This window comes from Oceanicaulis sp. (assembly GCF_965284345.1).
Taxonomy (GTDB): domain Bacteria; phylum Pseudomonadota; class Alphaproteobacteria; order Caulobacterales; family Maricaulaceae; genus Oceanicaulis; species Oceanicaulis alexandrii_A.
The window spans coordinates 2,819,465-2,846,088 of sequence record NZ_OZ260073.1 but is presented as its reverse complement, the minus strand read 5'-3'; the positions used below and the strand labels follow the sequence as shown (position 1 = coordinate 2,846,088).

Genomic DNA, 26,624 nt, shown 5'->3' with positions numbered 1-26,624 from the left:
TGCAGGTCGGACACTGTTGGCTATGACTTAGCTCAGAGTGAGCGTCTTGCCCGGCGCAATATCAGCCAGGCTTTGTTTGACGTGGATCAGGGCGGGCCGACCCGCCCTGAGGGCCTGATCAAGGGCCGCGGCGAAGTCTTCTGTCTTGTCGACATAATACCCGGCGCAGCCACAGGCCTCGGCCAATAATTTGAAGTCGGGATTTGAAAGGTCGGTGCCGCTGACCCGGCCCGGATAAGATTGTTCCTGGTGCATGCGGATGGTGCCGTAGGCGCCGTTGTCAAACACGCACACGACGATGTTCGCACCATGCTGAACCGCCGTCGCCAGCTCGGGCGCGGCCATCATGAAATCGCCATCCCCGCACACCGCAATCACCGGACGGTCTGGGCAATGCAGCTTCGCCGCGATCGCCGCCGGCAATCCATATCCCATGGCCCCCGAGGTCGGCGCGAGTTGGCTCGGACAACATTGATGCACCCAATACCGGTGCAGCCAGGCCGCGAAATTACCAGCGCCATTGGTCATGATCGCCTGACCGCCGAGCTTGTCTGACGTCTCACGCCAGATGATCGACGGGTTCACATCGCCCGTCACCTCAACCGGTTCAATCCAGGCGTCATAGGCGGCGCGGCATTGCTTGACCCAGTCAGCGCGAGAGGCCGCATTGTCTGGCTTGGCGGCGGCGTTGACCGCGCTGAGCGCCGGTCCCGCCTGGGCGGTGACGGCCAGTCTCGGTCGATAGACCCGGCCCAGCTCTTCGCCCCCGGGATGAATATGAACCAGACGGTCCGCGACGCCTTCGGGCACGTCGAACAGATCATAGCTCTGGGTGGTCATCTCCCCCAGACGCGGGCCGACCGCGACGATCAGGTCCGCTTCGCGCAAAGCCGTCACCACGGCCGGACAGGCGCCAATGCCGGCCTCCCCGCCATAATGGGAATGCGTGTTATCAAACAGATGCTTGACGCGGAAACTTGTGAGAATGGGACAATTGGTGCGCACCGCGAAATCATGCAAGGCGTCACGATCTTCATCGCGCCAGCCCGGACCGCCCACCATCATCACCGGGCGCTCGGCCGCGTCGATCATCGCGGCGATTTCATGCGCCGTCTGAGCGGAGACTTCGCTGCGCGCAGGAACCAAAGCCGCAGCGTCCGGCGCGTCCGCAATCTCGGTCAGCATGTCTTCTGGCAAGCCGACGACCACCGGCCCGGGTCGTCCATTCATGGCGAGCGCGAAGGCCCGCATCATCATTTCAGGCACACGCGCCGGATCTCGAATCTCAAACGCCGCCTTGGCGAGACCCGCAAAGGCCTGCGCATAATCAAGCTCCTGAAACGCTTCGCGCCCCTCATCCTCCCGACGGACCTGCCCGACCAGCAAGATCATCGGCGTAGAGTCTTGCAGCGCCGTGTGAACCCCGACCGCAGCCTGGGTGGCTCCGGGACCCCGGGTTACAAAACAGATGCCCGGACGCCCCGTCAGCTTGCCATGGGCTTCCGCCATATTGGCGGCCCCCGCTTCGTGGCGGCACTGGACAAAGGGAATATCCACTTCAACCAGTGCATCAAGAGCTGCCAGGTAACTCTCACCTGGAACGCCGAAAATTCGCTCGACGCCATTGGCGGACAGAGCGTCGATAAGGTGCTGGGCGCCAGTGCGTGAAGGCATGATCGGGATCTCCGCAAGAATGGACCCGGTCTGCTAACGCGCACCGGTGGCGCCTGGCAAGCGTCAGAGCGCGGGCGCCGAAGATCTCAGCGTATCCGCACCCTGGTCAAAGCGCTAGAAGCTGAGGCCGGCGGACAGGCTCAGCGTTCGCGGTTCGCCGGGGAAATAGCGATAGCGCCCAAAAGCGAAATCCGCCCGCTCCGCATAGCGTTCGTCGAGAAGATTTCTCACCGCAAGGCTGATCCGGACCTGATCATTGATGTCCCTGGACATCCGTAGATGCAGCAGGTCGTGGCCGTTATACAGCGCCGTATTGCCGGCATCGGCGAAGTATTCGCCCACATGCGCCCATTCGGTCTCGACAAGCACCCGGTCGACCGGACGCCAGAGCAGGCGAACACTGGACAGCCAGTCCGGCGCCGTGTCGATGCGTGCGCCCTCGATGATGCGTTCAGATCCCGCACCTGCCCCACCGTTGAAATCATATTCATGCACCGCCCAGCTGACCGCGCCCGAAAGCGAGAGCGTGTCGGTGATCGACCAAACGCCGTCGAGCTCAATCCCGTGATGGCGCGTCTTCGCGCCGGTGACGGTCAGCCCGTTCGCATCGCGCAAGATCACATTGTCCTTGCGCATGACATATCCGGTCAGCTCAAGCTGCGCAGCGCCCCCGACATCAAGACGCAAGCCCGTTTCCGCACTGTCCAGAGTTTCCGGCTCAATACCCTCAACGCTCTGCCCCGGTTGCAGCCGGTACAGCTCGGCGGTCTGCGGGGCGCGAACACCGCGCGCGACGCGGCCAAACAGCGATACGGAGTCGCTTACATCAAACACCCAGCCCGCATGCGGCGCCAGTGTGTCAAAGGCGTCATCGCGATCCGCCAATCGCAGATAGCGCCCCACCGCACCGACGGGCGCCCGGTTTGAATACGCATAACGGGTGTTTTCCCAACGCAATCCGGCGTCTAGCCTCAGTCTTGGCGTCAGCTGATGTTCGCCCATGGCGAAGGCGGCGACGGTGCGCGATTGAACGGTATAGTCATAGTGAAGCCCCTGAACGAAAGGGCCCACCGTCGGGCGGGTCTGGAACTCTCTGAGCGCGCCCTCAGTGAAATCCGTATCCAGGCCGAGCCGGAAGACGCTGTCACCGAGCGTCCAGACCAGAGCGGACTGAAAACCCACCGAATCATGGCCGCTGGTTTCGAGCGCTTCAGAGGGCAGGAAGTGCATGCGGAACTGCATGTCATTGCTGCGCGCGAACAGGGCTGCCTGGGCGCTGAGCGTCTCGGTGATCGGGCGGTTCAGATGCAAGGCGGCGCGCAGGGCGTACGCATTGCGAAACGCTTCCGGATCAGCATTGCGACGTGAGGCGGCTTCATCCTTATAGGCCTCAAATCCGCCCACAAAGGTGGCGGTCTCTTGCTCCAGATCAACGCCGGAGAGGCGCAAGGACCAATCAGTCTCTCCGATTTCACCATCCAGCCGGGTCTGAAGCACACGGCGATCTAGCGACGCATCGTCTCGCCAGCCATCCTCATGGCGCACGCTGAGACCCAGCCATCCCGCGCCAAATCCGGTCTCGCCAGCGAGGTTCAACCGCGCCGCCGCCCGACCGTAAGAGCCCGCTTCCAGCCAGATAGAGCGCTCCGTGTCTTCCGGGTCCGGGGTGATGATATTCACAAGACCATGCAGCGCGTTCGAGCCATAGGCCGCAGAGCCTGGCCCGCGCACCACTTCAATCCGGTCCGCCAGCCCATCCGCGCCTTCAAACAGGCCGTTGATATTGGCGAACCCGGCAGCGCGCAGCGGCACGCCGTCTTCAAGATATAAAAAGCTGCCGGCGCCTTGCCCGCCAGTGAAAACCGGAGAGCGGATCGCCGTCAGGTGTTCTGCGCCATTGCCGCGATTTATGTTGACGCCGGGCAAGCGATTGAGCGCCTCGCTGATATGATGCGCGCCCACCCGGTCAAGGGCCTCGGCATCCAGAAGCGCGGTCGCCAGCGTGCTGTCGCTGCGCAGGGTTTCCGTCCGCGCGCCTGTCACAACCACCACATCACGCGCAACGGGCGCCTCTTGCGCAAAGGCCACGCAAACGCTGCCGCTGACGCTTGCATATCCGGTGACAGAGCCAAGCAAGGCAAGGCGAAACAAGCGAAACATCACGGCGTATCCTCAGGCGGCTGACAGTGTTTGACAGGCTTTACTACAGGGCTTGAGCGCCAAGATAGAGCGGTCGCGGCATCCAGACATGCTTGACCGGGGCCGCGGCCTGTTTACCGTTACAAATTAACAACAAAGGGGAGCTGTCTAAATGCTGCGCGTGCTTGCACTGTCTCTGGCCCTGGCCTTGCCCACGGCGGGGGCCGCTTCGGCCTATGATCCCAAACCGGTCGCTGAACTACTTAATTTCGACGTCCGATATAACGCTGACATTCCCACGCCCGAGACTGTGCTGGGCTTTCAATCGGGTGAAATCATTTTCACCCCTGAAATGCACGTCGCCTATATTCGCGCCCTCGCAGCTGCGTCAGACCGGGTGAGCGTCGAGACGATCGGACAGAGCCATTTCGGCCGCCCCATCCTGCGCGTGACCACCACCTCTCCCGCAAATCAGGCGCGGCTGGATGAGATCCGCGCAACTCAATTTTCACTCGGTGATGCCGGCGCAGCAGCCCCGGCGAACCATCCCGTGATCGTGCAGCTGACCCATGGCGTCCATGGCTCTGAACCTTCAGGCTACGATTCTGCGCCGCTGATCCTGTATCATCTGGCCGCCGCGCAAGGCGCTGATATCGAGACCTTGCTCGATGAAACCGTCATCCAGCAGATCGTCATGATCAACCCTGACGGCGCGAACCGGTTCGCCCAATGGACGAACATGCACAACGCCAATGTGGCGGTGGCCGATCCGCAAAGCCGCGAGCATTTCTATGAATGGCCCTGGGGCCGCACCAACCATTACTGGTTTGATCTGAACCGCCAATGGCTGCCCGTCACCCAGCCTGAATCACGCGCGCTTGTGAGCACCACCCAGGACTGGCGCCCGAATGTGGCGGCCGACCTTCATGAAATGGGGCGAAACTCCACCTTCTTCATCTCGCCCGGCCCCCGCGAGGGCTTTCACCCCTTGCTCAGCATGGAGGGTTTTGACCTCAATCTGACGCTGAACCAGTCGATCAATGCGCAGTTTGATGACGCAGGCGAGGTGTATGTGAGCGAGGAAGTCTTTGACGACTTCTATCTAGGATATGGCTCGAGCTATCCGGGCCTGATCGGCTCCATCCCCTATCTGTTTGAACAAAGCTCGGTGCGCGGCCTGATTCAGGAAACCGAATACGGCATCCAGCGCTATGACGACAAAATCGCCCAGCAGGCGCGCACCGCTATCGCCCTGATCGCATCCGCGCACGCCAACCGCGCAGAGCTGCAAACGCATATGCGCGACTTCTTCAACGAGAGCCGCCAGATGGCGAATTCCGATCCGGTGCGCGGCTATGTCTTCGGCTCGTCAGATCGCGGGCGTCTGTCCGATTTCCTGCAGATGCTCGAAACCCACCGGCTTGAGGTCTATGAGCTGGCGCAACCCTTCACCCATCAAGGCCAGGATTTCGAGCCGGGCGAAGCCTTCCTCATCCCCTTGCGCCAGCAGCAATACCGACTGGTGCGCGGCCTGTTTGAAACCCGCATCATCGAGGACAAGGTCGAGTTCTATGACGTGTCGGGCTGGACCCAGCCGCTTGCCTATGACCTTGATTACGCCGAATTGCGCGGCGGTCAGTATCGCAGCCAGATCGTCGGAGATCGCGTCACAAGCTTTGATATGGCCGAAGCGGCGCCGGATGTCAGCGCCATCGGCTATGTGATGGAGTGGGACAGCTATTACGCCCCGCGCGCGCTCTATCGCCTGCTCGACGCCGGCGTGTTCGCGCGCGTCATCCCCGATGAGATCAGCGTTCAGACGACCGCTGGTGAAACCGAACTGGGCCGCGGCGCGCTGATGATCGAACTCAGCCGCCAGCCGGTCGACGCCGAGGAGATTCACGCCCTGCTCAGCCAGGCCGCTGAGGAAGATGGCGTGAAGGTTCACGCCGTCACATCCAGCAGCACGTCGCGCGGCTCCGATCTGGGCGGCTTCAACCTGTCCAATGTGGAGCGCCCTGACGTCTTGCTGATCACCGGTCGCGGCATCAGCATGGGCGATGCGGGCGAGCTGTGGCATCTGCTCGACCATGACATGCGCATGCCGGTCAGCATGATTGACCAGTCCGAACTCGGCGGCGCCGATCTCAGCCGCTACACCCATATCATCCTGCCCCATGGCCGTCTGAGCCGGATGGGCGATGACATGCCCGAAACGCTGGGCGCCTGGGTTCGCGATGGCGGCACGCTGATCGCCACGCGCGGCGCGGCGCGCTGGGTGATCGATCAGGAGCTGACCAGCGCCACGATCGCAGAGCTGGAAACCCCCGAAGCGGACGCCGCCCGGCCTGAAAACTATGACGCCATGTCAGCGTGGAACGCCGAGCTTCAGATTTCCGGCGCGATCTTTGAAACCCGCATCGACATCACCCATCCGCTGGCCTTTGGGTATCGCGATGACGTCCTGCCCAGCCATCGGATCGGCAGCATGGCGTTTGCGGGCGGCGACAATCCCCTCGCCCTGCCCGTGCGCTACGGCGCGGATGACCCGCTTCTCAGCGGCTATGCGTCTGAAGAAGTGCGTCGGGCGCTGTCAGGAACCGGCGCGGTCTTCGCCGAACGCCGTGGCTCAGGCTCAGTTATCCTGTTCTCCGATGATCCCTATTACCGCGCCTATTTCCGCGGACCCGCCAAACTGATGATGAACGCGATTTTCTTCGGAAACGATTTCCGAAACCCCTCGCGCCGCACCGTCGACTAAGACATGAAAAGGCCCGGTCAAAAGACCGGGCCTTTTTTTAATTTAAGTCCGCAACGACCGTCGCCTCACCCCTTCGCTTTATGCCTTTGCGCCAGCAGCGCCGTCACGTCCGCCAGCGACAGGCCGCGGGCTTTCAGGGTCACCATCAAATGGAAGACCAGGTCGGCGGCTTCACCCAGGAGCGCGTCGTCATCCTCAGCGGCGGCGGCGAGCGCGGTCTCAACCCCCTCCTCGCCCACTTTCTGCGCGCATTTCAAAACGCCTTTCGACAAGAGTTTGGCGGTGTAGCTGTCTTCGGGAGCGTCCTCGGCGCGGGTGTCGATCACGTGGGAGAGCTGCCCCAGAAAGCCGATTTCCGGGCCCGGCGCTTCGCCAAAACAGCTATGGCTGCCGGTGTGACAGGTCGGACCGGCCGGGCGCGCGCGCACCAGAATGGCGTCTGAATCACAATCGGTCGCCACCGAGACCAGAGAGAGCGTGTTGCCCGAGCTTTCGCCCTTGGTCCAGAGCCGCGCCTTGGAGCGCGACCAGAAGGTGACCAGGCCCCGGGTCTGGGTTTCATCGAGCGCCTTGGCGTTCATATAGCCCAGCATCAGCACTTCGCCGGTGTCGGCGTGCTGAACAATGGCGGGGGCCAGGCCGCCGCCCTTTTTCCAGTCGACCTGAAACTGACTCATACGCGCATCTCCACACCTTCGCTCGACAGCCAGGACTTGAGCTCCGGAATGGCTATCACGGCTTTATGAAAGACGCTTGCCGCCAGGGCGCCGTCTACATTCGCCTGCTCGAACACATCGCGGAAATGCTCACGGGCGCCCGCCCCGCCTGACGCGATCAGGGGCACGGAACACGCCTCGCGCGCGGCGGCGAGCTGGTCGATGTCATAACCTTCGCGTACACCGTCCTGATCCATACAGTTCAGGACAATCTCGCCAGCGCCGCGGTCTACGACTTCGCGGATCCAGTCGAGCGTCTTGCGGTGCTCGGTGGAGGTCTTGGAGGGATCGCCGGTGTTCTTGTGGCAACGCCAGTCGCCGTCGATCACCCGGCTGTCAATGCCGACCACCACGCATTGCGAGCCGAACTCGGTCGCCAGCGCATCAATCAGGTCGGGGTGTTCCAGCGCGGGGGTGTTGATGGAGATCTTGTCGGCGCCGCCAAACAGGCGCGCCCGCGCATGCTCAAGAGAGCGGATGCCGCCCGCCACACAGAAGGGAATATCGATCTGGCGCGCCACACGGCCCACCCATTCGGGCTCCACCGTGCGGCCAGACGGGCTGGCGCTGATATCGTAGAACACGAGCTCGTCCGCGCCTTCCAAGGCATAGCGGCGCGCCAATTCCTCAATCCCGCCCACATCTTCATGATTTTGAAATTTCACGCCCTTCACCACGCGGCCATCGCGCACATCCAGGCAGGGAATAATACGGCGCGCTAGCATGCCAGCGCCTCTTCCAGCGTGAACCGGCCTTCAAAGAGCGCTCGCCCGATGATGACGCCGGACAGCTTGTTCGCCTTGAGCGCACGGAGATCATCGAGCGACGACACCCCGCCCGACGCCTGCCAGTTCATGTCAGGCCGGATTTGGGCCAGGTCTTCGTAGAGCTCGAGGTTCGGACCTTCGAGCATGCCGTCGCGCGCCACATCGGTCGCCAGAGCATGGCTCAGCCCCGCCAGGCGGTATTCAGACAGAAGGTCCGCCAACGGCGTGACGGACTGCTCGGTCCAGCCCTTGAGCGTGGGATAGGCGACGCCATTGTCGGCGATCTTCACGTCAAACGCCGCGGCGATCTGTTCAGCGCCGTATGCCGCGATCCAGCCGATCACGGTCTGGGGATCACTGACCGCGAGACTGCCGATCACCGCACGGCTGGCGCCAGCGTTCAATATGGCGTCCACATCCTCACGCGTCCGCACGCCGCCGCCTGTCTGAACCTTGAGGCCCACATCCGCGATGGCGCGCACCAGATCCTGCTGACGCCGGGCGCCGTCGCGCGCGCCGGACAGATCCACCAGATGCAACCAGTCGGCGCCGGCGCTCTTGAACTGCTCGGCGACCGCGACAGGATTATCGCCATACTCGGTGACGGCGTCGAAATCGCCCTTGGCCAGCCGCACCACGCGGCCATCCAGAACATCGATGGCGGGATAGAGGATCATGCAGCGCCCTTTACAAAATTGGTCAGGATTTGCGCACCGGTCTTCGCCGAACGCTCGGGGTGAAACTGGCAACCGGCCACATGGCCCTTGCGCGCGATGGCTGTGACCTCAGGCCCGTATTTGGTGGAGGCGACCGTGTGCGCGCCGACGGGCACATAAAAGCCGTGGACGAAATAGACGTGCGCCCCCTCATCAACACCTTCGAGCAAAGGCTCGTCGGCGCTCTTATGGGTCAACGTATTCCAACCCATATGCGGCCACGGCCCGTCTGCGCCTGGATCCAGTCGCTCAATGCGCCCCGGGATCAGCCCCAGAAGCTCGCATTCGCTCTCGACCGAATACTCAAACAAGAGCTGCATTCCAAGGCACACGCCCAGCAAGGGACGTTCGTCTGTTTGCAAGGCTTTCGCCCAGCCGGTCTCACGCAAACGCTTCATGGCGGGTCCCGCCGCGCCCACGCCCGGCAGGATAATGCGGTCACAATCCTGCGCTTCGTCCGGCCTCTCCGTCAGGCGATAGCGCGCATCCAGGCGCTCCAGCGCATAGCGCACCGAAGCGATGTTCGCGGTCGAGGTGTCGATGATCGCCGTGGTCATCACAAGACACCTTTGGTGGACGGCAAGGCCTCGCCTTCAACCCTGGACGCCATGCGCAAGGCGCGACCGAACGCCTTGAAACAGCCTTCGATCATGTGGTGGGCGTTTTCCCCCTCCACTTTCACGTGCAGCGCCGCTTTCAGGCTTTCCGCGATGGAGCGGAAAGCGTGCGCGCACATCTCGACCGGAAAATCACCGACGCGCTCGCCGGGGATGTCGCCCTCGAACACTGCATAGGGGCGTCCTGACAAATCGATCCAGACGCCCGCGCGGGTTTCGTCCATCGGCACTTCAAAGCCGAAACGGCCAATGCCGCGCTTGTCGCCAAGCGCTTCTTTGAGCCCTTCGCCAAGCGCCAGACACACATCTTCAATCGTGTGGTGGGAATCCACGTCCAGATCGCCTTCACACGACACGTCCAGCGCCAGCCCGCCATGGCGGGCCACTTGCTCAAGCATGTGATCGAAAAAGGCGAGTCCGGTGTCGATCCGGGCGCCTTCCTGATCCAGATTGACGCTTAGCGTAATCTCCGTCTCCTTGGTGACGCGGCGAACTGTGGCCGTGCGTCGCTGGGTGCGCAGGCCCAGAAAATCGCGCAATTCGCGGGCTGTCTGCGCATCACGAACATGGCCCACCAGCCCTTCACCGTCTTCGGCGAGCACCAGACCCAAGCGGCTGAGCGTTTTGAGATTGGTGTGTTCATAGACCAGCCCCCGTGCGGTGACCTGTCCCACTTCGCCCAGTTCTTCAGCCAGCGCCTGACCGATATCAATCAAGATGGCGTCGCGCTCCTGACGGTCCTTGCGCGCGGCAAGCCGCGCGCCCGGGCTCAACTGCGTCATGCCCGCTTCAAGCAGGCAACCGGGCACCGCATTCAGCTTGGTGCGCAACAGCGCAGCCTGTTCTTCATCCATGGCGGACAACACGGTCACAGGCGTTTGAAGACCGCCGATCCTGTATAGCGTCAGGCCACGCTGGGCCGGTTCGTCCAGCGCAATCACACCGTCCGCGCCGAAGTCGTTGACCAGGGTCAAATCACTGCTCCAGACCGCCTGACGCGCTTCGTCCGTGCTGGAGGCCAGCGACAGGTTCACAGCCGGGACTTCCAGTAGGCTCGCCAAGCGTTCAAGCAACATGGCCTCACCCATGGCGCGCATGTCTTCAGGCCGTTTGGAGAGGTCAAATACGCCGCTCATTGATCCGTCTTTCTGTTCCGACGCAACGCCATCGCCAGGCGGTGCGCGTCCAGTCCTTCAAGCGCCGCCAGGCGTTCAACCACGGGCGCGATAGACTCAAGGCTCTCTTCACTCAGTTCCAGAAGCGTTGTCGTCTTCTGAAACATCTCCACCGTGACGCCGCCATAGGCGCGTGCGGCGCCGGCGGTCGGCAAGGCATGGTTTGGCCCTGCGGCGTAGTCACCCGCCGCCTCCGGCGTCCACGGCCCCAGGAAAATCGACCCGGCATGACGTATACGGTCGGAGAAAGCGCGTGGATTGCGGGTTTGAACGATCAAGTGCTCACTGGCGTAGGCGTTGGTCGCCTCCACCGCTTCATCCTCCGAAGCGACGATGACCGCGCGAGAATTGGCCAGCGCAGCCCGCGCCGTGTCCGCTCGCGGCAATTGTGTGAGCAAGACATCGATTTGCGCTTCCACCTGAGCGGCGAAATTTTCGGAGTAAGCCACCAGCACAACTTGCGCCATCCGGTCGTGCTCGGCCTGGCTGAGCAGGTCGATGGCGACAAGCTCGGGGTCGGCGGCGTCATCGGCCACCACCATGACTTCGCTCGGCCCCGCCGGCAAATCCGCAGCGGCGCCGTTCGGGCTTTGCGACAACAAAGCCTTGGCGGCGGCGACATAGGCGTTCCCCGGACCGAAAATCTTGTCCGCCTTCGGCAGTCCCGCCACCCCAAGTCCAAGCGCCGCCACGCCGTGCGCGCCGCCAATGGCGTAGACTTCCTCAACGCCCAGAAGCTTCGCGGCGGCCAGAACCGTCGGCTCGACGCCTTGCCCCTTGCGCGGCGGGGCGATGACCGCGATGCGCGGCACGCCCGCGAGCTGCGCCGGAATCGCCAGCATGATCAAGGTGGAGACCAGGGGCGCGGTGCCTGCCGGTACATACAGTCCCGCTACGTCGATCGGGGTCGCCCGACGGCTGGCGCGCGCGCCCGGCCAGGTCTGAACCTCGTAATCGCGATAGCCCTGTTCGGCGTGAAACGCGCGCACGGCCTGAGCCGCCGCCAGGATCGCGTCACGATCTTCATCGGCCAGGGCTTGCTCAGCCTCGGCCAAGGCGCTGTCAGGAACGCGAAAACCGGCATCTGGCGCCCAATCATCCAGCGAAAGGGCGTAGTCACGCACTGCGGCGTCACCGCGGGCGCGCACGGCGTCCAGGATCTCCTGAGCCACAGCGACCGCGTCAGAACCCAGCGAAGGCCGCTCAAACAGGCGCTGACGCGTCTGCGCGTCTGATGTGTTCCACTCAATTCGGGTCAGCATGTCAGGCCATCATCTTTTCAATCGGCATAACAAGGATGGAGCGCGCGCCAGCCGCTTTAAGCTGCTCGAGCGTGGACCAGAACACGGCCTCAGTGCACACAGCATGAACGGCCACCACATCATCCCGCCCGACTACAGGCGCGACCGTAGGCGCGTCCGTGCCCGGCAGGATGGCGCGAACTTCCTCCAGCCGGTCCTTGGGCGCGTTCAGCAGGATGTATTTTGTCTGGCGAGACGCGATGACGCCCTTGAAGCGCTCGATCAGGCGCTCTGCGGTTTCGGTGACGTCTTCCTTCTGCGCGCCTTGGCGGCGCACCAGAACCGCTTCACTTTCCAGAACCGTCTCAAACGCAGCCAGACCATTGGCCTCCAGGGTCGCCCCTGTAGAGACCAGGTCGCAGATCGCATCCGCAACGCCCATGCGGGGCGCAACTTCCACGCTGCCGCCCATCTCGACGATCTCGGCGTTAACGCCGCGCTCCTTGAGATAGGCCGCCGTCAACGCCGGATAGCTGGTGGCGACCGTCTTGCCCTCAAGGTCTGAAGCCTTGGTGATCGCTCCGTATTTGGGGGCCGCCAGCTTGAGCGTGCAGCGGGCGAAACCCAGCTTCAGCGCGATCTCGAGATCCGCCATGCGGGCCGTCTTGTTCTGCGCTTCATAAAGGACATTCTCGCCCACAATGCCGTAATCGCAGGCGCCTGAGGCGACAAAACTGGGGATGTCGTCATCGCGGATCAGCATCAGGTCGATAGGCTGGTTTTCAGAGCGGCGCAGCAGATCGTCCCGGCCATAGGCCAGCTTCACGCCCGCGCGCTTGAGCAGGTCCAGCCCGCCCTCGGCCAGTCGTCCCTTTTTCTGAACGGCCAGGGTCAAACGGGTTTCATTCATTGGCCTTTTTCCTTCAAACGGTCCAGCACGAGCCGGTATCCCTGATGATCTTCCTGACTGAGAAAGCGCGCTACGCGCGTGACTGTCGTGGTGCTGACGCCCGTATCCGCACTGATCTCGCGGTAGGATTTTTCCCCCGCAGACAAGAGCCGCGCCACGCGCCAACGTTCCGCCAGCGCCTGCATTTCACCCGGCGTCGTCAGGTCGCGCAGGAACCGGCGCATCTCGTCGCCATCTTGCAAGGTCAAAAGCGCCTCACACAGGGCGCTGACGTCCTCGGGGCCGCCGACACGGGTTTCGGAAATAGGATCAGCCATCACTCGCCTCCAACTCGAGGAGACGTTATAGCGTGTTAGCGTGATAAAACAATGGTGCGGATGCAGTGTCCGCTACTTGAAGAGAATATTTTGAAAATTCAGGCCAATTCGCTCAGCGCGCTCAAAGAAGAAATCAGCCGCTTCCGCGCTTGGCGCCCGGTCTTGAAGGGTTTGACGAAACAAGGACAGCCAGATCGAAAAGTGTTCAGGCCGAATCTTGTCCAGATGCTTGTGGTGGGCCGGAATCGGACGACCGCCATATGTGCCCGCATTCAATGCGATGGACGCCCAGAACTGCTTCATGGTGACCAGATGCCCGGACCAGTCATCTCCAATCGCCGCTTCGAACACGGGCCCAAGATCGTCATCCGCCTGTATGCGCGCATAAAACGCGTCAACAAGGTCAGAAATGAACGCCTCGTCCACGCCCATGCTGTCGGCCTGACGGGCGATGTCGGTCTGGCGGGCGGATGCGGTGCGAATAACAGGTTCCGTCATGAAATCCCTCTTGATCCCCTAGCCACTGCCTGCCGCCTGACAAACATACAAGCGCTCGTCCCGCGTCAAATCGCACCATTCATGACACGCATGAACTGGCATGTTTTCGAAAATATTCATCAGATCGCATTTCTTGCCAGAACAAACACAGCCTGAAAGCGACAAAGCTTAAGCGGCACTATTTAATCGATATAACATCAGATTAACTCCGGCCCTTTCTTGCAGTTATCTGCATTCTTTTCTGCACATTGGCTTGACCAGAGCCCAGATATTCCTATGTGTTATTCACAATCACTCTATCATTCATTTAGAGCCGCTGGCAGCGGCAGGAGGACATGTGGCTTTTTCCAAACCCAATGCACGTCAAAATCGAATCGATCTTACGCACCTGGGCGCGTCCGGCGACATCGCGGTTCTCGCGGTGGACGGATTTGACGCCGGTGATCTGACCGATATCGCCGGATCGGCCGAACGCGCCGGATACCGGACCGTGATGATCAGCCCGAAAAAAGGTTTGATCACGGGTCGCCCCGAAGGCGGCGATGAAATGAATTTCGTGGTCGACGCCCAGCCGGGCGAGAAGACCGCAAGTGCGTTCACAGGCCTTGTCATTCCTGCTGGCGCCGCAAGTATTGAGCGGCTGCGCAATGATCAGGACTCGCGCCTTTTAATCGCTGACTTCCTGCGCGCCGGCGCGCCCGTTTGCGCGCTGGGCGAAGCTGTGGCGATGGTCGCGGAAATCGCAGAGACCACCAATCCTGAATCGGATGCGGTCTTGGCGCTGAAGGGCGATCTGTTCGCTGCTGATGGTGAAGATGCGCGTTCTGATGCACGCAGCCTGTTCATCAAGGCGATGTCGATGACAGCCGCCGCCGCCTGATTGTTCAGGCCAACTGCTGAATACGCAAACGCCCCGGCTTATGGCCGGGGCGTTTTTCGTTTCAGGTTTCAGACGAAGCCTAGGCCTCTTCCCAATCCCGAACGATGGTGCGGGACCCGATCAGGAACAAGCCCCCCGCCACAAGATAGAGCGTCGCGCCGATCATGATGGAATAGCGCAAGGCTTCCTCGCCAAAGTTCGGGGTCAGCAGCGTTGAGAGTTCGCCCAGCGCGTACACGCCCACGCCAATCCCGAGCAGGTTATTGATCAGCAAAAAGATCGCTGAAGCCATCGAGCGCATGTTCGGCGGGACCAGATGCTGGAAGGCTGACAGCGTCGGGCCAAGCCAGGCCAGGCCCAGACCGGTCGGAATCATAAAGAGCAAGACCGCCATAAGCGGCGTCGGGGCCAGAACGCCCGCGATGTAGAAGGGATAGGTGACGAAAAAGGCCACCGCCGGCACTATCGCATACATGCGCTTGGAGCCCTTGCCCATCAGATCGCCCAGAACACCACCCAGGATAATCCCGAGGCTGCCGCCGACGAACAGAATGGCGCCGAACAGCCAGCCCGACTGGATGATCGCGTCCTGCAGACCGAGATCTGAGAAGAAGCTGCGACGGAAGAAACTCGGCACCCAGAAGAAGACGCCATAGCCCATCATCGAGCTGCACGACGCGCCCAGGGTTAGAAACCAGAAGCTCGGCTTTTTGGACAAAACCGCGAGCACCTTGAAGATGCCCGGCTTCTCCGGCGCTTTGACCGGCTCGCCAGCCGCAGCGGCGTTTTCAGCCAGCTCGGCCTCCACCGCGGGCCGTTGCGGCGCGTCCAGGCCGCCACGCTTGGGTTCGCGAACGGTCAGCTTGAATAAGGGCGCAATCACGATGCCGGCGACACCGACGATAATGAAGGCTGCGCGCCAGTCGAGATTGTCTCCCACCGCGCCGCCTGCGATCAAGGCCCCAGCGACCACGCCAAAGGCGGATCCGATGGGAATGCCCAGCGAGTAAATGGCGAGCGCCCTCGCCCGGCTTTGCGGTGGGAAATAATCAGCGATCAGCGAATAGGACGGCGCCACGCCGCCCGCTTCGCCCACGCCCACCCCGACGCGCGCCAGGAACAGCTGGGTGAAGTTGGTTGCGAAGCCGCATAACGCTGTGAACCCGGACCAGACGGACAGTGAAATCGTGATGATCCAGGTGCGTTTGGTGCGATCGGCAAGCCAGGCGATCGGGACGCCCAGCGTGGAATACAGCAGAGCGAAAGCGATGCCGCCCAGAAGACCGAGTTGGCGGTCCGACAGGCCAAGCTCTTGCTGGATCGGAATGGCGAGAATGGAAATGATCTGACGGTCCAGGAAGTTGAACGCGTACACGATGAACAGCATCGCCAGCACCCAGGCGCTGTACTTTGCGCTGGTCGGGGGTGACGGCTGGCCCAACTCTGTCTCGGTCTGAGTGGTCATATCTCTCCCCTGGTCTTTTCTATGGATCGCACGTCGACATGCGCTCAGTGCATACTGAAGGCGTAAACCATCACTTTGCAAAGAAAAAACGCCGCCAACCCGGACAGGTTGGCGGCGTTCTCACCTTGGGCGCGACTAGTAGCGGTACGTGATCGAAGCCGTCACGGTGCGCGGATCGCCGTAGAAAGCGGTCAGCGTGCCTTCAAGGCCCAGAGTCGGGGTGAACGGACCGCTATTACTTGAGTAATCGACGAAGTCATAGCCTGCGACTTTGTACCGTTCGTCGGTCAGGTTGCGGCCGTACAGACCCGCAGACCAGGTGCCGTCGTCGGAATTCCAGACGGCGCTGGCGTTCCACAGCGTGTAGGCGTCCTGATCGATCAGCGGGCTCGCCAGCTCGAACTGCTGGGACTCGCTGCGATAGGAGATCGTGCTCAGAAGGTTCAGCTCACCAGAGTAAACCGGCACGCTATAGCCCAGCGACAGAGACGCGGTCGTATCGGGCGTGTTCTGGATCGAGGCCTGGTCTGAGATGTCCTGACCGAAAGCATTGATGAACTGATCATACTCACCGTCCAGCAGACCCACAGTCGCGTTCAGGCTCATGTAATCGCCGTCGACGAAGGCGTTGGTCTCCCAGGCGCCGGAGAGTTCGAACTCCACGCCGCGCAAGGTCGCTTCGCCGGCGTTGGTGGTGACGCCCGTGAAGGTGTCGGCCACGCCGTCGCCATCGGTGTCCACGCCGACAGAACCTGGAACCTGAACATCGGTGTAATCCATCTGGAACACGGCCAGAGAGTGGCGCCAGCCATTGCCCCAATCGGCTTTCCAGCCCAGCTCATAGCTGTCCACGTCTTCAGGGTCGAACTGCATGAACTGGAAGACTTCGCCGCTCGACACCGAACCATCGCCGTCAAAATCCGGTGCAGCGCTGGTCTGGCCGCGCGGATCGAACCCGCCGCCCTTGAAGCCTTGGGAATAGGTCGCATAGACGTTCTGACCGTCTGCAAAGGACCAGGCCAGAGACGCACGCGGGGAGAAGTCGTCAAAATCCGCCGTGCCATTGAAGTCAGAGGTCACCGCAATCGGAACCGCGCTGCCGCCAAACAGGTCGGAGGCGCCGCCGATAAAGGTGGTGCGGCGCACGATGGAAGACCGTTCGTCCTCGGTGTAGCGCGCGCCCAAAGACAGCTCGAGCGTGTCAGTCAGGTCATAGGTGAAGTCTGCGAACACAGACCAGGTTTCCGTCGACACATCGCCAAAGGTCTGAGCGTTCAGACCCGGCAGACCGATGATCGCGCCGGTGGTCGCCAGGATCACGTCAAACGCCGTGGAGGCGTTGGCGTCCAGATAATATGCGCCGACAACGCCGTTCAGGCGGTCGCCGGAATACTGCATCTGGAATTCCTGAGAGAACTGGTCGTTCTCGTAGATCGCCGGCACGTCCAGATCCGCTTCAGGCAGCGAATCAAAGTCGATGGGCGTGGTGCTTTCATCTTCGCGATAGGCGGTGATCGACTTCAGTGTGATGGAGTCATTGACCATCCATTCCGCCGTGATGGAGCCGCCATACGCTTCAACAGACTGCTCGGGGAAATCGAGACCGGCGCGCGTATCAAACTCGTCATCGAGAACCGGATAGTCGAAGGTCGGGAACTGATCGGGGATCAGACGATGGCCCTGACGCGCATTGGATGCGTCATCGGTATAATCAGCCGCGACCCGAACCTGGAAGTTTTCGGTGAGATCAAACTCCGCTGAGAGCCGTCCAGCCCAGACTGATTTATTGTAGTTATCAATGCCGTTGTAGAGATTGTCGCCATAACCTTCGTGCGACAGACGCGCCAATGCGCCGCCGACACGCACCGTATCGGTGAGCGGGGTAGACGCGGATGCAATGACGTCCAGCTGGTTATAGCTGCCCACATTCACGCGGACGCTGGCGGTCGGCTCGTCTGACAGGCCGCGCGTGACGTATTTGACGGCGCCGCCAATAGTGTTGCGGCCATAGAGCGTGCCCTGCGGACCACGCAGAACCTCGATACGCTCCACGTCATAGATGTCCAGAACCGCAGCCTGGGGCCGGTTCAGGTAGACGTCGTCGAGATAAATCCCCACGCCGGCTTCAAAACCTGCGACCGGATCCTGCTGGCCCACGCCGCGAATAAAGGCGCTGAGCGTGGTGTTGGTGCCGCGCGACACTTCCAGCGTCACGTTCGGGGTCACCTGACCGACAGCCGTGATGTCCTGCGCGCCAAGAGCGTCCAGCTGATCGCCGGAGAAGGCGGTGACGGAAATCGGAACATCTGTGAGCGTTTCTTCGCGGCGGCGCGCGGTGACGGTCACAACGTCGCGGACCGGGCCGTTGGAAGCGCCGGTCTCCTGGGCGATGGCCGTAGCGGCGAAAGGCAGGGCGGACGCAGATACGAGCAATGCGGCCGCACTCAAAACGGTGCGTTTCATAGTCATGGGGTTATCCCTCCCTGTGAACAGAAGCCTCTATGAGCTTTTGCATGAGGTAAATTCAACGTTGAATGAAAAGTCAAGAACCATTAGGACTTTGGTCACAACAAACAGAAGGGCTGAGGCTTCCCAGACACAGGCCCGGACACAGGCAAAGTCTGGTCAATCCAAGGCTCCGGGCTCTAAAAGGGCTTATGGGAGGACCAACATCATGACTGACGCCGGAGGAACGCGCCGGGGCGAACGCACCCGCACTCGCCTTCTTGACGCTGCAGAGTGCTTGTTCGCCGAAAAGGGCTTTCATGGCGTCACGGTGCGCGCCATCGCCCGCCAGGCGGACAGCGACCCGGCGCTTGTGGCCTATTATTTCGGCGGGAAGCGCGAATTGTTTGACGCTGTCCTTCTGCGCCGCGCCGAGGAGCTGAATACGATTCGCCTCGCCGAGCTGGAAGCGTGCGAGGCCAATGCCGGCCCGGACGGCCCGACGCTGGAAGCGATCATTCACGCCTTCACTCATCCGCTCTTGGACCGCAGCGCCAATGGCGGCCCAGGCTGGAAAAGCTATTTCGCGCTTGTGGGCCAGGTCACCAACTCGCCCGAATGGGGCGTGGCGATCATGTCCAAATATTTTGATCCGATCGTTCGTCATTTTCTGGACGCCGTCCGGCGCGCCCTGCCCGACGCCCCTGAAGAAGAGCTGTTCTGGAGTTATCACTTCCTGTCCGGCGCGCTGGTTCTGACCTTCGCCGACACCGGGCGCGTAGACGCCTTGTCTGGCGGTCTGTGCAAATCGAGCGACCTTGAAGCGGTGACCGAGCGCATGCCCGAATTTCTGGCAGCCGGCTTCCAGCGTCTGGCGCAGCGTCAATCGAACAAGAAGCAGGAGGCCGAGACGGTTTCATGACCCCGTTTTCAGAGCATTACTTCACCGCTCCCGATGGCGTCCGCACCTATTACCGGCGCTATCCCGCACAGGGCGACAGCGGCAAGACGCCGGTCATCTGCCTGCATGGCCTGACGCGCAACAGCCGCGATTTCGAAGATCTGGCGCCGATCATCGCCGAGATGGGCCGCACGGTCGTGGCTGTGGATGTCCGCGGACGTGGCAAGTCGGACTATGACACCCAGATCGAAAACTATAATCCGGCTAAATATGTCGAGGATGTTCAAGGCATTCTGCATGAGCTGGGCTGGGAGAAGGTGATCTCCGTCGGCACCTCCATGGGCGGTCTGATGACGATGATCCTGTCCACGGTCGCCCCCGGGCTTCTGACGGGCGCGGTGATCAATGATATCGGCCCGGAGCTCGACCCGGTCGGCCTGACCCGCATCCAGGGCTATGTGGGCGGGGCCGGACGCTTCGCCAATTGGGAAGAAGCCGGCGAAGCCTTGCGCGCCATCAACGGCGTCGCCTTCCCGAACGAGACCGGCACGGAGTTCTGGATCGCGTTCGCCAAACGCACCTGCCGGTCCATCGACACCGGCGAGATCGTGCTTGATTACGACGCCAACATCTCCAAACCCGTCAAGGACGGCGATGTGGCGCCGCCGGACCTCTGGCCGTTCTTTGAAGGCTTGAAGGGCACGCCGCTCTTGCTGGTGCGCGGCGCCATTTCCGACCTTCTGGCCATGGAGTGTGTCAATGAAATGTCACATCGCCATGGCGCGATGGAGCTGGCCCAGGTTCCCGATGTCGGCCATGCTCCCCTATTGACCGAACCGGCGGCGCTGGAGCCGATCAAGGCCTTCCTGACCCGTCTGGACTGAGGCATCTGAGGAATGACTGACATGCTGCTGCGTATTCTGGGCGGGTTGATCCTGCTGGCGGTTCTGGTGATCGCCTTTTTCGCCTGGACCTTCCGTCCGCTCGACATGGACGCCGTCAGCCAACAGTGGATGACGGAGCAAGACCGCTTCGTCACAGTGAGCGGCGAAGACTGGCGCGTGCGCGAAAGCGGCCCTGAAGACGCTCCGGCCCTCGTCCTGATCCATGGCTTCAGTCATTCACTTGAAGCCTGGGACGCGATGGCCGCCGAACTGGACACCGAGCATCGCATCATCCGGTTTGATCTGCCCGGTCACGGATTGACAGGGCCGCGCGCCGATCAGGCCTATTCGGTGACGGACACGGTTGCACAGGTCAGCGCCCTTCTGGATGTGATTGCGCCGGAGAGCTTCGCCATCGGCGGCAACTCGCTGGGCGGGCTGGTGGCCTGGCGCTATGCGGCGGAGCATCCTGATCGTGTGGATGATCTGATTTTGATCGATCCGGGCGGCTATCCCAATCTGGGTGTCGGTGACGAGCCCGCCCCGCTTCCAGACGCCATGCGCGCCTATCTCACTCTGGCGCCGGAAGCCGGCGTCGCCTATGCGACCTCCACCCTCTACGCCGATCCCTCACGCATCACGCCCGAGCAGCTTGAGCGCATCCGCGCCATGATGCGGGTCGAGGGCAATGGTCAGGCGCTGATCGAGCGCATCGAGCAGTTCACCCTGCCCGATCCGAACCCGGACCTCGCCCGCATCGCCGCACCGACCTTGATCGTATGGGGGAGCAATGATGCGATGATCCCGGCCACCCATGGCCCGCGCTTTGACGCCGCCATCGCGAATTCGCGGCTGGTGCTGATGCAGAACACCGGCCATGTCCCCATGGAGGAATGGCCGGTTGAGACCGCCGAACTGGTGCGCGATTTCCTCAACGACTAATCCGGCGCATCCTCCAACAATAAAGGGCGCGCAAATGAATGCGCGCCCTTTTTCGTTTGAAAACTGAGCCTGTCAGCTTTTCAAAACCATCTGCCCGGTAGACGGTTCGATCTGGTAATAGGCGAGCCCAGACGCCTTCCACGCGCCCATGCCGCCTTCCATATGCGTGATCACTTCAGACCCGGCGGCGGCGCACGCCTGGAGGGCCTTGCCGGAGCGACCGCCCGCCGCGCAATGCAGCACCACCTTGCGCCCCTGCCCGGTCGGCAGCGCCGCCGGATCAAAGGTCGACAACGGCAAGAGCAGCGCGCCGGGAATGCGCTCGTTTTCATACTCGCCCGGTTCGCGCACATCCACGAGGATGATCTCGCCTGCCTTCAGGGCTTTCTCGACCTGCTCCGGGGACCAGTTTTCCATTTTCAGCACTCCATAAAGCTCGTGCGCGCCGCGCGCTCCATCAATTATCAATTTTGACAAGTTTGAGAGCGCGCACAAGCCCCGCGGCTGTTTTTCAAGCCTGAACGTTTTGCGTCGCTGAGAGGGGCTGGATTTGTTATGCTGATCCCCCAACAGGGGAGGTGCATATGGCCTATGTTGAAGGTGTGGCGGCAGCTGTTCCGAACGCGAACAAGGAGGCCTATCGCGAGTTTGCACTTCGATCCGGTGAAATCTTCAAGGAGTACGGCCTGCTGTCGCTGGTGGAGTGCTGGGGCGACGATGTTCCGGCAGGTCAGCTGACGTCTTTTCCCATGGCTGTGAAGCTGCAGGAGGGAGAAACCGTGATCTTTTCCTGGATGATCTGGCCAGACAAGGCGAGTCGAGACGCCGGCTGGGCAAAAATCATGGAAGACCCGCGTATGGACGCCTTGGGCGATATGCCGTTTGACGGCAAGCGCATGATCTTCGGCGGCTTCGTTCCGATTGTAGAGCTTTAGTCTTCGAAGACGATTTCGGGCGCCGGCCGGTGCGCGCCTTCAAGGGCATGCAACATGCCCGACGCGGCGCGATGGAAGGCCTTGGCGACCGGGCCGTCGCCTGACGCCACCAGCCGGCCTTCATCGCTGGCTTCACGCAATTCGGGATGCAGCGGAATCTCACCCAGGAAAGGCACGCCCAGAAGCTCGGCTTCCGCACGCGCGCCGCCCCGCCCGAAAATCTCGGTCCCCTCGCCGCAGGACGGACACAGGAAAAAGCTCATATTCTCGACAATGCCGAGGATCGGGATAGCGGTGCGGTCAAACAGCGCCACCGCCTTGCGCGCATCATCCAGCGCCAGGGTTTGCGGGGTGGAGACGATCACCACGCCCGAAATTGGCGCGCTCTGAGCGATCGCCAGCTGCGCATCGCCGGTGCCGGGCGGCATGTCGATGATCAAAACGTCAAGGTCGCCCCAGTTCACCTCGGTCAGGAACTGACGGATCGCGCCTGTCACCATAGGACCGCGCCAGACCACCGGATCGCGCTCGCCTACTAAAAAGCCCATCGAGACGAGCTTTACGCCATGCGCTTCCAGCGGCTCGATGCCGCCATCAGTCTTTTGCAAACCGGGCGCGCCCGTCAGGCCGAAAATGCGTGGCGCGCTCGGGCCATAGACATCGGCATCCATCAAACCCACCGACAAACCCATCTTCACGCACGCCGCCGCCAGATTGGCCGCTGTGGTGGATTTACCCACCCCGCCCTTGCCCGACGCCACAGCGATGACGGCTTTGGCCGGCGCTTTTGGCGCGGCGGCTTCAGACTTGGCGGGTTTTGGGGTTTTGGCGCTCAACGACGCCTCGATGATCACGCGCGCCCGCTCGATCTCGGGGTGCGCGGTCAGCGCCGCCTGGATGGCCTGCCGCAAGGCGCCCGCATCTTCATCGGCCCCGCCGGGTTTGAGCACCAGCGTCGCCACGCCGTCGCGCAAATCCGCGCCGTCAATGCGGTCAGACCGGTTCAGAGGCGCCCCGGTGGCCGGATCAGCGACGGAGGCGAGAGCGTTGAGCACGATATCGTTCATGCAGGTGAGATAGGCGAGCCAGGCCCTGAACGCAAAGCCAAGCGCACTTATAACCAGCCCATTGCAGCATAAACTGCAGCTGAGGGGCGCGAGCGACTTGATCGCAAGGCGCAAGCCCGGCTACACCGGTTAGTGGAGACGTGGCCGAGTGGTCGAAGGCGCTCCCCTGCTAAGGGAGTATACCTCAAAAGGGTATCGAGGGTTCGAATCCCTTCGTCTCCGCCAGCCTTCTTTTTCCTAGATATATCAACAGCTTACCGAATACGTACCGTGTTGACTCGCACCCCACCGGTACAATAAATTCGGAGCATGAGACCGTTGAATTGGGACCTGAAGAAGCGCGGTAAGAAGAATCTCTACTCCATCCGCGTCTACATCCCACCTGAACTCCAGCACATGCACCTGACATCCGCTGGCAACCCAAAGTCTGAAATTGTCCGGGCTTTAGGTACTGGCGACCGTCAAGAAGCGCGACGAAAGGCGGTTTCGATGCTGCCTGAGTTAACGCGCGAAGTGTTCAGCCTGCCTAATCCTCAAGGTTACGTCTTGAAGGCACCCTTAGTGCAACACGAAACGGTCGAAAAAGATGGCCGCCAGGAAACCGTGCAGACTTATGACAGCACCCATCCACTGGCATACGACATAGCTGAGGAAATTGCTGAGACCCATGGAATTGAGACAGCCAGAGCCTGGCACCGCGAAGCCTCAGGCGTACTCACATTAGAGAGCGTAGCAGATCAATTCGAAGCGTATCTTAGGATACAGGGCAAGCTAAAAGAGAGAACCATCAAGAAAAGTCGGCAAGCAATCTCAGAATTTGCGGACTGGTGGTGGGACCCGTCGGCTGAGCTAACTAGCATAAGGGTTCAAGACGCTGATGACTTTGTGGCTCATTTGAAAGATTCAGGCGCTGCACCTCAGACCATAAACTCGAAAATCTCAGCCCTTTCATCACTCTGGAAGTGGGGAAAGAGACGCGGTCATGCGACCGACAACATATGGGCTGGACTAAGCGTAAGGAACGAGAGCACACGAGACCCACGTCCCTTTAGCCCAGAAGAAATCAAAGACATCCACAAACACCTACATTCTAAACCAGACACAGTTCATCAAGACCTTTTTCAAGTTCTAGTTTTCACCGGTTTGAGGATTGATGAAGTCTGCTCGCTTACGGTCGAGAGGATTACGTTCAATGATCTTGGATGCATAACAGGTTTTCACGCCCTACACGGCAAGCCTGGCGAGAAAAGTAAACACTGGATACCGGTTATCGAAAAAGGTTCATTAGCTATCATTGCCCGTCGGATAGAAGGGAAAACCGCCAAGGATCGGTTATTTGATGAATTGGTAGCTGGCGAGCAGGGCTACTCGCATAATGTCGCCAAGACTTTGAGATATCGCTACAGGAAAGCTCTTGGAATGCCCCTGGATGGCCCATGTGAGGTCGACAACCATTCACTTAGGCGCGTCCATGCGACCGCTGCCGAGAATGCTGGTCTAATGCCTGAGGAAATCGACCGCCTTCAAAGGCGCAAATCAGGATACTTGGCTCTAGATACCTATTCGGCAGGCCCTCACGCCGAGAGAAAATCTGAGATGCAAGCGAAAGTGACCGAGGAAATCTTGAAGACCTACTGGCAGAAGTGATTCCTAACAGGAGCGCCCAACTAGCAAGGAGTGAGCAAGTGAGACTTAGCATCCCCTTTCGCTCCCTACTGGATGGGGACTCCAGTTACCTTGAGTTAGCTAGGTATCTAGAAGTCCCCCTGAGGGCATTCTTCAGCTTTCGAGTGATAGTGAGTTGTGAGAGAGGATGCCCTTAAGGTGTCCACTTAATGGGAACCCCCAGTTACCCCTAGTTATAGCTCTTAGTCATTGTCTCTTCTCTCCTTCCTCAAAAGGAAGAAGGATGAAGGAAGGGAGACTGAGGGGACTTTTGGTCAGAGCTATTAAGCTGCAATCGAGATGATTGGAGGGAGCTTCTCTGAGACCTTGACCTCACCTCCTATGTGCTCCTGGAAGGTGTCGATCATCACTGACCGCACATAATCCTTCTTGGACAGAGGAACGATGAAGGCGTCATGGACTGGAAGGGCAACAATTCCATCGTCGATTAGCTTTAGAAGGACATCAACAGCGATGTCGCTGTCCCGACGCTGAAGCTCCAGCCCCCGCCCCTGCTCGAACCAATCGGCTATGGGGGCATGCTTCTCTCGAATGGCCTCAGCTAACCACCTGGCCGGATAGACCTCCTCACCGCCCTGATAGGTCAACGGAGCGACACCCTTAGGGTACTCCGTCAAAGGGGTCTTTCGGTTGAACATAGCGTTGACGACTTGCTTCACGGTCGGTCTGGGCTCTCTGTCCACCAGACGGCTTAACCCGTCGATCAGGTAAAGGTCACCTTCAGGCAACGGCAGTCCGCTCAGGCCATAGGCGATTGCAAGCGACATCTGGTCATAATCCAGGATCGCTACGTCCTCGCCGTTTATGCTGATCTCTTCCAAACGTTGCGTGTCTGACATCGGCTGCCAGAACCCGCCGTAAAGACGACCTGCACATGACAAATCGCTATTGTTGAATATCCGCTTCATCGTCCTTTGTCGGTCGTCGCAGTCGGTGTCGATACAGACAATGTCAGCGTCGAGCAAAGCAGCGTGTATCCGGTCCATCTGGGCACGCATCTTGAGCGCCTCATCTGTGTCCGAATACTCGACCAGCTCATACTCCTTCGATTTGAAGTCCTTTGTTGTACGTAGCTCGATCACCTCGGAGACTGGCGCAAGCTGGAAGTCGTAAAATGAGATGTCGTGCTCAGTGAGGAGCTGTCTCAACCGAGGGCTGGCCCTGAGTGTCGTCCTGCTCTTGAGGACTGATTCAGGCCCCTGATCGCCTTTCCGAAGGTCGATCCAGCCGCACTCGGAAAGCTCATCCTGGAGCTTCGGGTAAGACGCAGAGTAAATCTGGGGGCGATACCGGCTACCCTTGGTCTTGCTTCGAGACCGCGTCGTGTAGAGCCATCCCGGTTCGCCTGAAGCCCAATGCTCTGCTACGGCACATATCAGCCCCGTGAGAGAGCATTCGAACTGCGGATAGTGCCTAGCCTGTATAGCTCGCTGTCGGCTCTCAGAAGCCACCACATCGGCCAATACGACCGCTATGACCTCTTCCATTTTCTCTGACGCTGGACGCCATTGCGTGTTCATCCATTTTTCTTTGTCCTCTGGCGCAACCTTGGCGTCACCCGTGGATGAATCCATGCGTGCGTCTCCTTTCTCCATGTTGAAATATGGCGTCTATGGCTAAGACACCCCGAAGGGCGAGCCGTCTAAATCTTGCTGTGTCTGTTCTAGTAAGTGGGACTAGGCGCTAAGCCTGCTGGGATGACCATTGCCGCAGATTTCCTGCCAACGGTCCCATGTGCAGGGCCACTCACGGGCGAGCCGCATGAGGTGCTGCAAACGGCGCTCGGAAATCCGTAGTAAACTTCGGATTTGAGCACTCACCTTCCCGAACTCACCATGCGGACAGGCCGCTTTTAGTTCGACCAAGGCTACCCCGGCGAGGCGGTAGT

The 26,624-nt window shown here is 60.8% G+C and carries 23 protein-coding genes and 1 tRNA gene; 8 read left to right on the top strand and 16 right to left on the bottom strand.

What is annotated here, in order from left to right; genetic code table 11:
* Positions 1-27 precede the first annotated feature (27 nt).
* Positions 28-1,674 (bottom strand): thiamine pyrophosphate-dependent enzyme, encoded by a 1,647-nt coding sequence (locus ACQ66J_RS13785; RefSeq protein WP_430432081.1) that lies wholly within the window; start codon positions 1,672-1,674, stop codon positions 28-30.
* 114 nt (positions 1,675-1,788) lie between these two features.
* Positions 1,789-3,834, bottom strand: coding sequence for a TonB-dependent receptor (locus ACQ66J_RS13780; RefSeq protein WP_430432080.1), 2,046 nt, complete (start codon positions 3,832-3,834; stop codon positions 1,789-1,791).
* Between the two features lie 151 nt (positions 3,835-3,985).
* Between ACQ66J_RS13780 and ACQ66J_RS13775 the strand changes: the two genes are divergently transcribed.
* Positions 3,986-6,574: a M14 family zinc carboxypeptidase gene (locus ACQ66J_RS13775; protein ID WP_430432079.1), complete on the top strand. Its 2,589-nt coding sequence runs from the start codon at positions 3,986-3,988 to the stop codon at positions 6,572-6,574.
* A gap of 65 nt (positions 6,575-6,639) precedes the next feature.
* Here ACQ66J_RS13775 and hisIE read toward each other — a convergent pair whose 3' ends face one another.
* From hisIE to ACQ66J_RS13730, 9 genes are all read right to left on the bottom strand, one after another.
* Positions 6,640-7,251: a bifunctional phosphoribosyl-AMP cyclohydrolase/phosphoribosyl-ATP diphosphatase HisIE gene (gene hisIE / locus ACQ66J_RS13770; protein ID WP_430432078.1), complete on the bottom strand. Its 612-nt coding sequence runs from the start codon at positions 7,249-7,251 to the stop codon at positions 6,640-6,642.
* A complete protein-coding gene (gene hisF / locus ACQ66J_RS13765) occupies positions 7,248-8,015 on the bottom strand; it encodes an imidazole glycerol phosphate synthase subunit HisF (protein WP_430432077.1) in 768 nt (255 codons plus the stop codon). Before hisF ends, hisIE begins: the two co-directional genes overlap by 4 nt.
* Complete coding sequence (hisA, locus tag ACQ66J_RS13760; RefSeq protein WP_430432259.1) at positions 8,009-8,731, bottom strand: 1-(5-phosphoribosyl)-5-[(5-phosphoribosylamino)methylideneamino]imidazole-4-carboxamide isomerase; 723 nt, start codon at positions 8,729-8,731, stop codon at positions 8,009-8,011. The genes hisF and hisA overlap by 7 nt, the downstream gene beginning before the upstream one ends.
* On the bottom strand, positions 8,731-9,333 hold the full coding sequence (gene hisH, locus ACQ66J_RS13755) for an imidazole glycerol phosphate synthase subunit HisH (protein WP_430432076.1): 603 nt from the start codon (positions 9,331-9,333) through the stop codon (positions 8,731-8,733). The genes hisA and hisH overlap by 1 nt, the downstream gene beginning before the upstream one ends.
* The gene (gene hisB / locus ACQ66J_RS13750) at positions 9,330-10,526 is read right to left on the bottom strand and encodes an imidazoleglycerol-phosphate dehydratase HisB (protein ID WP_430432075.1); all 1,197 of its coding nucleotides are present in this window, start codon (positions 10,524-10,526) and stop codon (positions 9,330-9,332) included. Before hisB ends, hisH begins: the two co-directional genes overlap by 4 nt.
* Positions 10,523-11,827 (bottom strand): histidinol dehydrogenase, encoded by a 1,305-nt coding sequence (gene hisD / locus ACQ66J_RS13745; protein WP_430432074.1) that lies wholly within the window; start codon positions 11,825-11,827, stop codon positions 10,523-10,525. The genes hisB and hisD overlap by 4 nt, the downstream gene beginning before the upstream one ends.
* 1 nt (position 11,828) lies before the next feature.
* Positions 11,829-12,716, bottom strand: a complete 888-nt coding sequence (hisG, locus tag ACQ66J_RS13740) for an ATP phosphoribosyltransferase (RefSeq protein ID WP_430432073.1) — start codon at positions 12,714-12,716, stop codon at positions 11,829-11,831.
* Complete coding sequence (locus tag ACQ66J_RS13735; protein ID WP_375549177.1) at positions 12,713-13,033, bottom strand: YerC/YecD family TrpR-related protein; 321 nt, start codon at positions 13,031-13,033, stop codon at positions 12,713-12,715. Before ACQ66J_RS13735 ends, hisG begins: the two co-directional genes overlap by 4 nt.
* Positions 13,034-13,105: 72 nt before the next feature.
* On the bottom strand, positions 13,106-13,531 hold the full coding sequence (locus ACQ66J_RS13730; RefSeq protein ID WP_430432072.1) for a group III truncated hemoglobin: 426 nt from the start codon (positions 13,529-13,531) through the stop codon (positions 13,106-13,108).
* A gap of 337 nt (positions 13,532-13,868) precedes the next feature.
* Between ACQ66J_RS13730 and ACQ66J_RS13725 the strand changes: the two genes are divergently transcribed.
* Entirely contained in the window at positions 13,869-14,411 is a 543-nt protein-coding gene (locus ACQ66J_RS13725; RefSeq protein ID WP_375549179.1) for a DJ-1/PfpI family protein, read from the top strand.
* A gap of 79 nt (positions 14,412-14,490) precedes the next feature.
* On the opposite strand, the gene ACQ66J_RS13720 is transcribed toward ACQ66J_RS13725, so the two are convergent.
* Positions 14,491-15,876: a spinster family MFS transporter gene (locus tag ACQ66J_RS13720; protein WP_430432071.1), complete on the bottom strand. Its 1,386-nt coding sequence runs from the start codon at positions 15,874-15,876 to the stop codon at positions 14,491-14,493.
* Positions 15,877-16,011: 135 nt separating this feature from the next.
* Entirely contained in the window at positions 16,012-18,339 is a 2,328-nt protein-coding gene (locus ACQ66J_RS13715; protein ID WP_430432258.1) for a TonB-dependent receptor, read from the bottom strand.
* A gap of 211 nt (positions 18,340-18,550) precedes the next feature.
* Between ACQ66J_RS13715 and ACQ66J_RS13710 the strand changes: the two genes are divergently transcribed.
* From ACQ66J_RS13710 to ACQ66J_RS13700, 3 genes are read left to right on the top strand one after another with little or no spacing between them, the layout of a single operon-like run.
* Positions 18,551-19,243 (top strand): TetR/AcrR family transcriptional regulator, encoded by a 693-nt coding sequence (locus tag ACQ66J_RS13710; protein ID WP_375549182.1) that lies wholly within the window; start codon positions 18,551-18,553, stop codon positions 19,241-19,243.
* Complete coding sequence (locus tag ACQ66J_RS13705) at positions 19,240-20,106, top strand: alpha/beta fold hydrolase (protein ID WP_430432070.1); 867 nt, start codon at positions 19,240-19,242, stop codon at positions 20,104-20,106. Before ACQ66J_RS13710 ends, ACQ66J_RS13705 begins: the two co-directional genes overlap by 4 nt.
* A 12-nt stretch (positions 20,107-20,118) precedes the next feature.
* Positions 20,119-21,048, top strand: coding sequence for an alpha/beta fold hydrolase (locus ACQ66J_RS13700; protein ID WP_430432069.1), 930 nt, complete (start codon positions 20,119-20,121; stop codon positions 21,046-21,048).
* A 72-nt stretch (positions 21,049-21,120) separates the two neighbouring features.
* On the opposite strand, the gene ACQ66J_RS13695 is transcribed toward ACQ66J_RS13700, so the two are convergent.
* Positions 21,121-21,465 carry a rhodanese-like domain-containing protein gene (locus ACQ66J_RS13695; protein ID WP_375549185.1) on the bottom strand — a complete coding sequence of 115 codons (345 nt, stop codon included), beginning with the start codon at positions 21,463-21,465 and terminating at the stop codon, positions 21,121-21,123.
* A 167-nt stretch (positions 21,466-21,632) separates the two neighbouring features.
* Between ACQ66J_RS13695 and ACQ66J_RS13690 the strand changes: the two genes are divergently transcribed.
* Positions 21,633-21,983 (top strand): DUF1428 domain-containing protein, encoded by a 351-nt coding sequence (locus ACQ66J_RS13690; RefSeq protein ID WP_430432068.1) that lies wholly within the window; start codon positions 21,633-21,635, stop codon positions 21,981-21,983.
* Here ACQ66J_RS13690 and ACQ66J_RS13685 read toward each other — a convergent pair.
* Positions 21,980-23,038 (bottom strand): P-loop NTPase, encoded by a 1,059-nt coding sequence (locus tag ACQ66J_RS13685; RefSeq protein ID WP_430432067.1) that lies wholly within the window; start codon positions 23,036-23,038, stop codon positions 21,980-21,982. The genes ACQ66J_RS13690 and ACQ66J_RS13685 overlap by 4 nt on opposite strands.
* 146 nt (positions 23,039-23,184) lie before the next feature.
* On the opposite strand from ACQ66J_RS13685, the gene ACQ66J_RS13680 reads away from it, so the two are divergent.
* Both ACQ66J_RS13680 and ACQ66J_RS13675 read left to right on the top strand, forming a co-directional pair.
* Positions 23,185-23,275, top strand: a tRNA-Ser gene (locus ACQ66J_RS13680).
* Between the two features lie 93 nt (positions 23,276-23,368).
* Positions 23,369-24,697: a site-specific integrase gene (locus ACQ66J_RS13675; RefSeq protein ID WP_430432066.1), complete on the top strand. Its 1,329-nt coding sequence runs from the start codon at positions 23,369-23,371 to the stop codon at positions 24,695-24,697.
* A gap of 302 nt (positions 24,698-24,999) precedes the next feature.
* Here ACQ66J_RS13675 and ACQ66J_RS13670 read toward each other — a convergent pair whose 3' ends face one another.
* On the bottom strand, positions 25,000-26,310 hold the full coding sequence (locus ACQ66J_RS13670) for a hypothetical protein (RefSeq protein ID WP_430432065.1): 1,311 nt from the start codon (positions 26,308-26,310) through the stop codon (positions 25,000-25,002).
* Positions 26,311-26,624 lie beyond the last annotated feature (314 nt).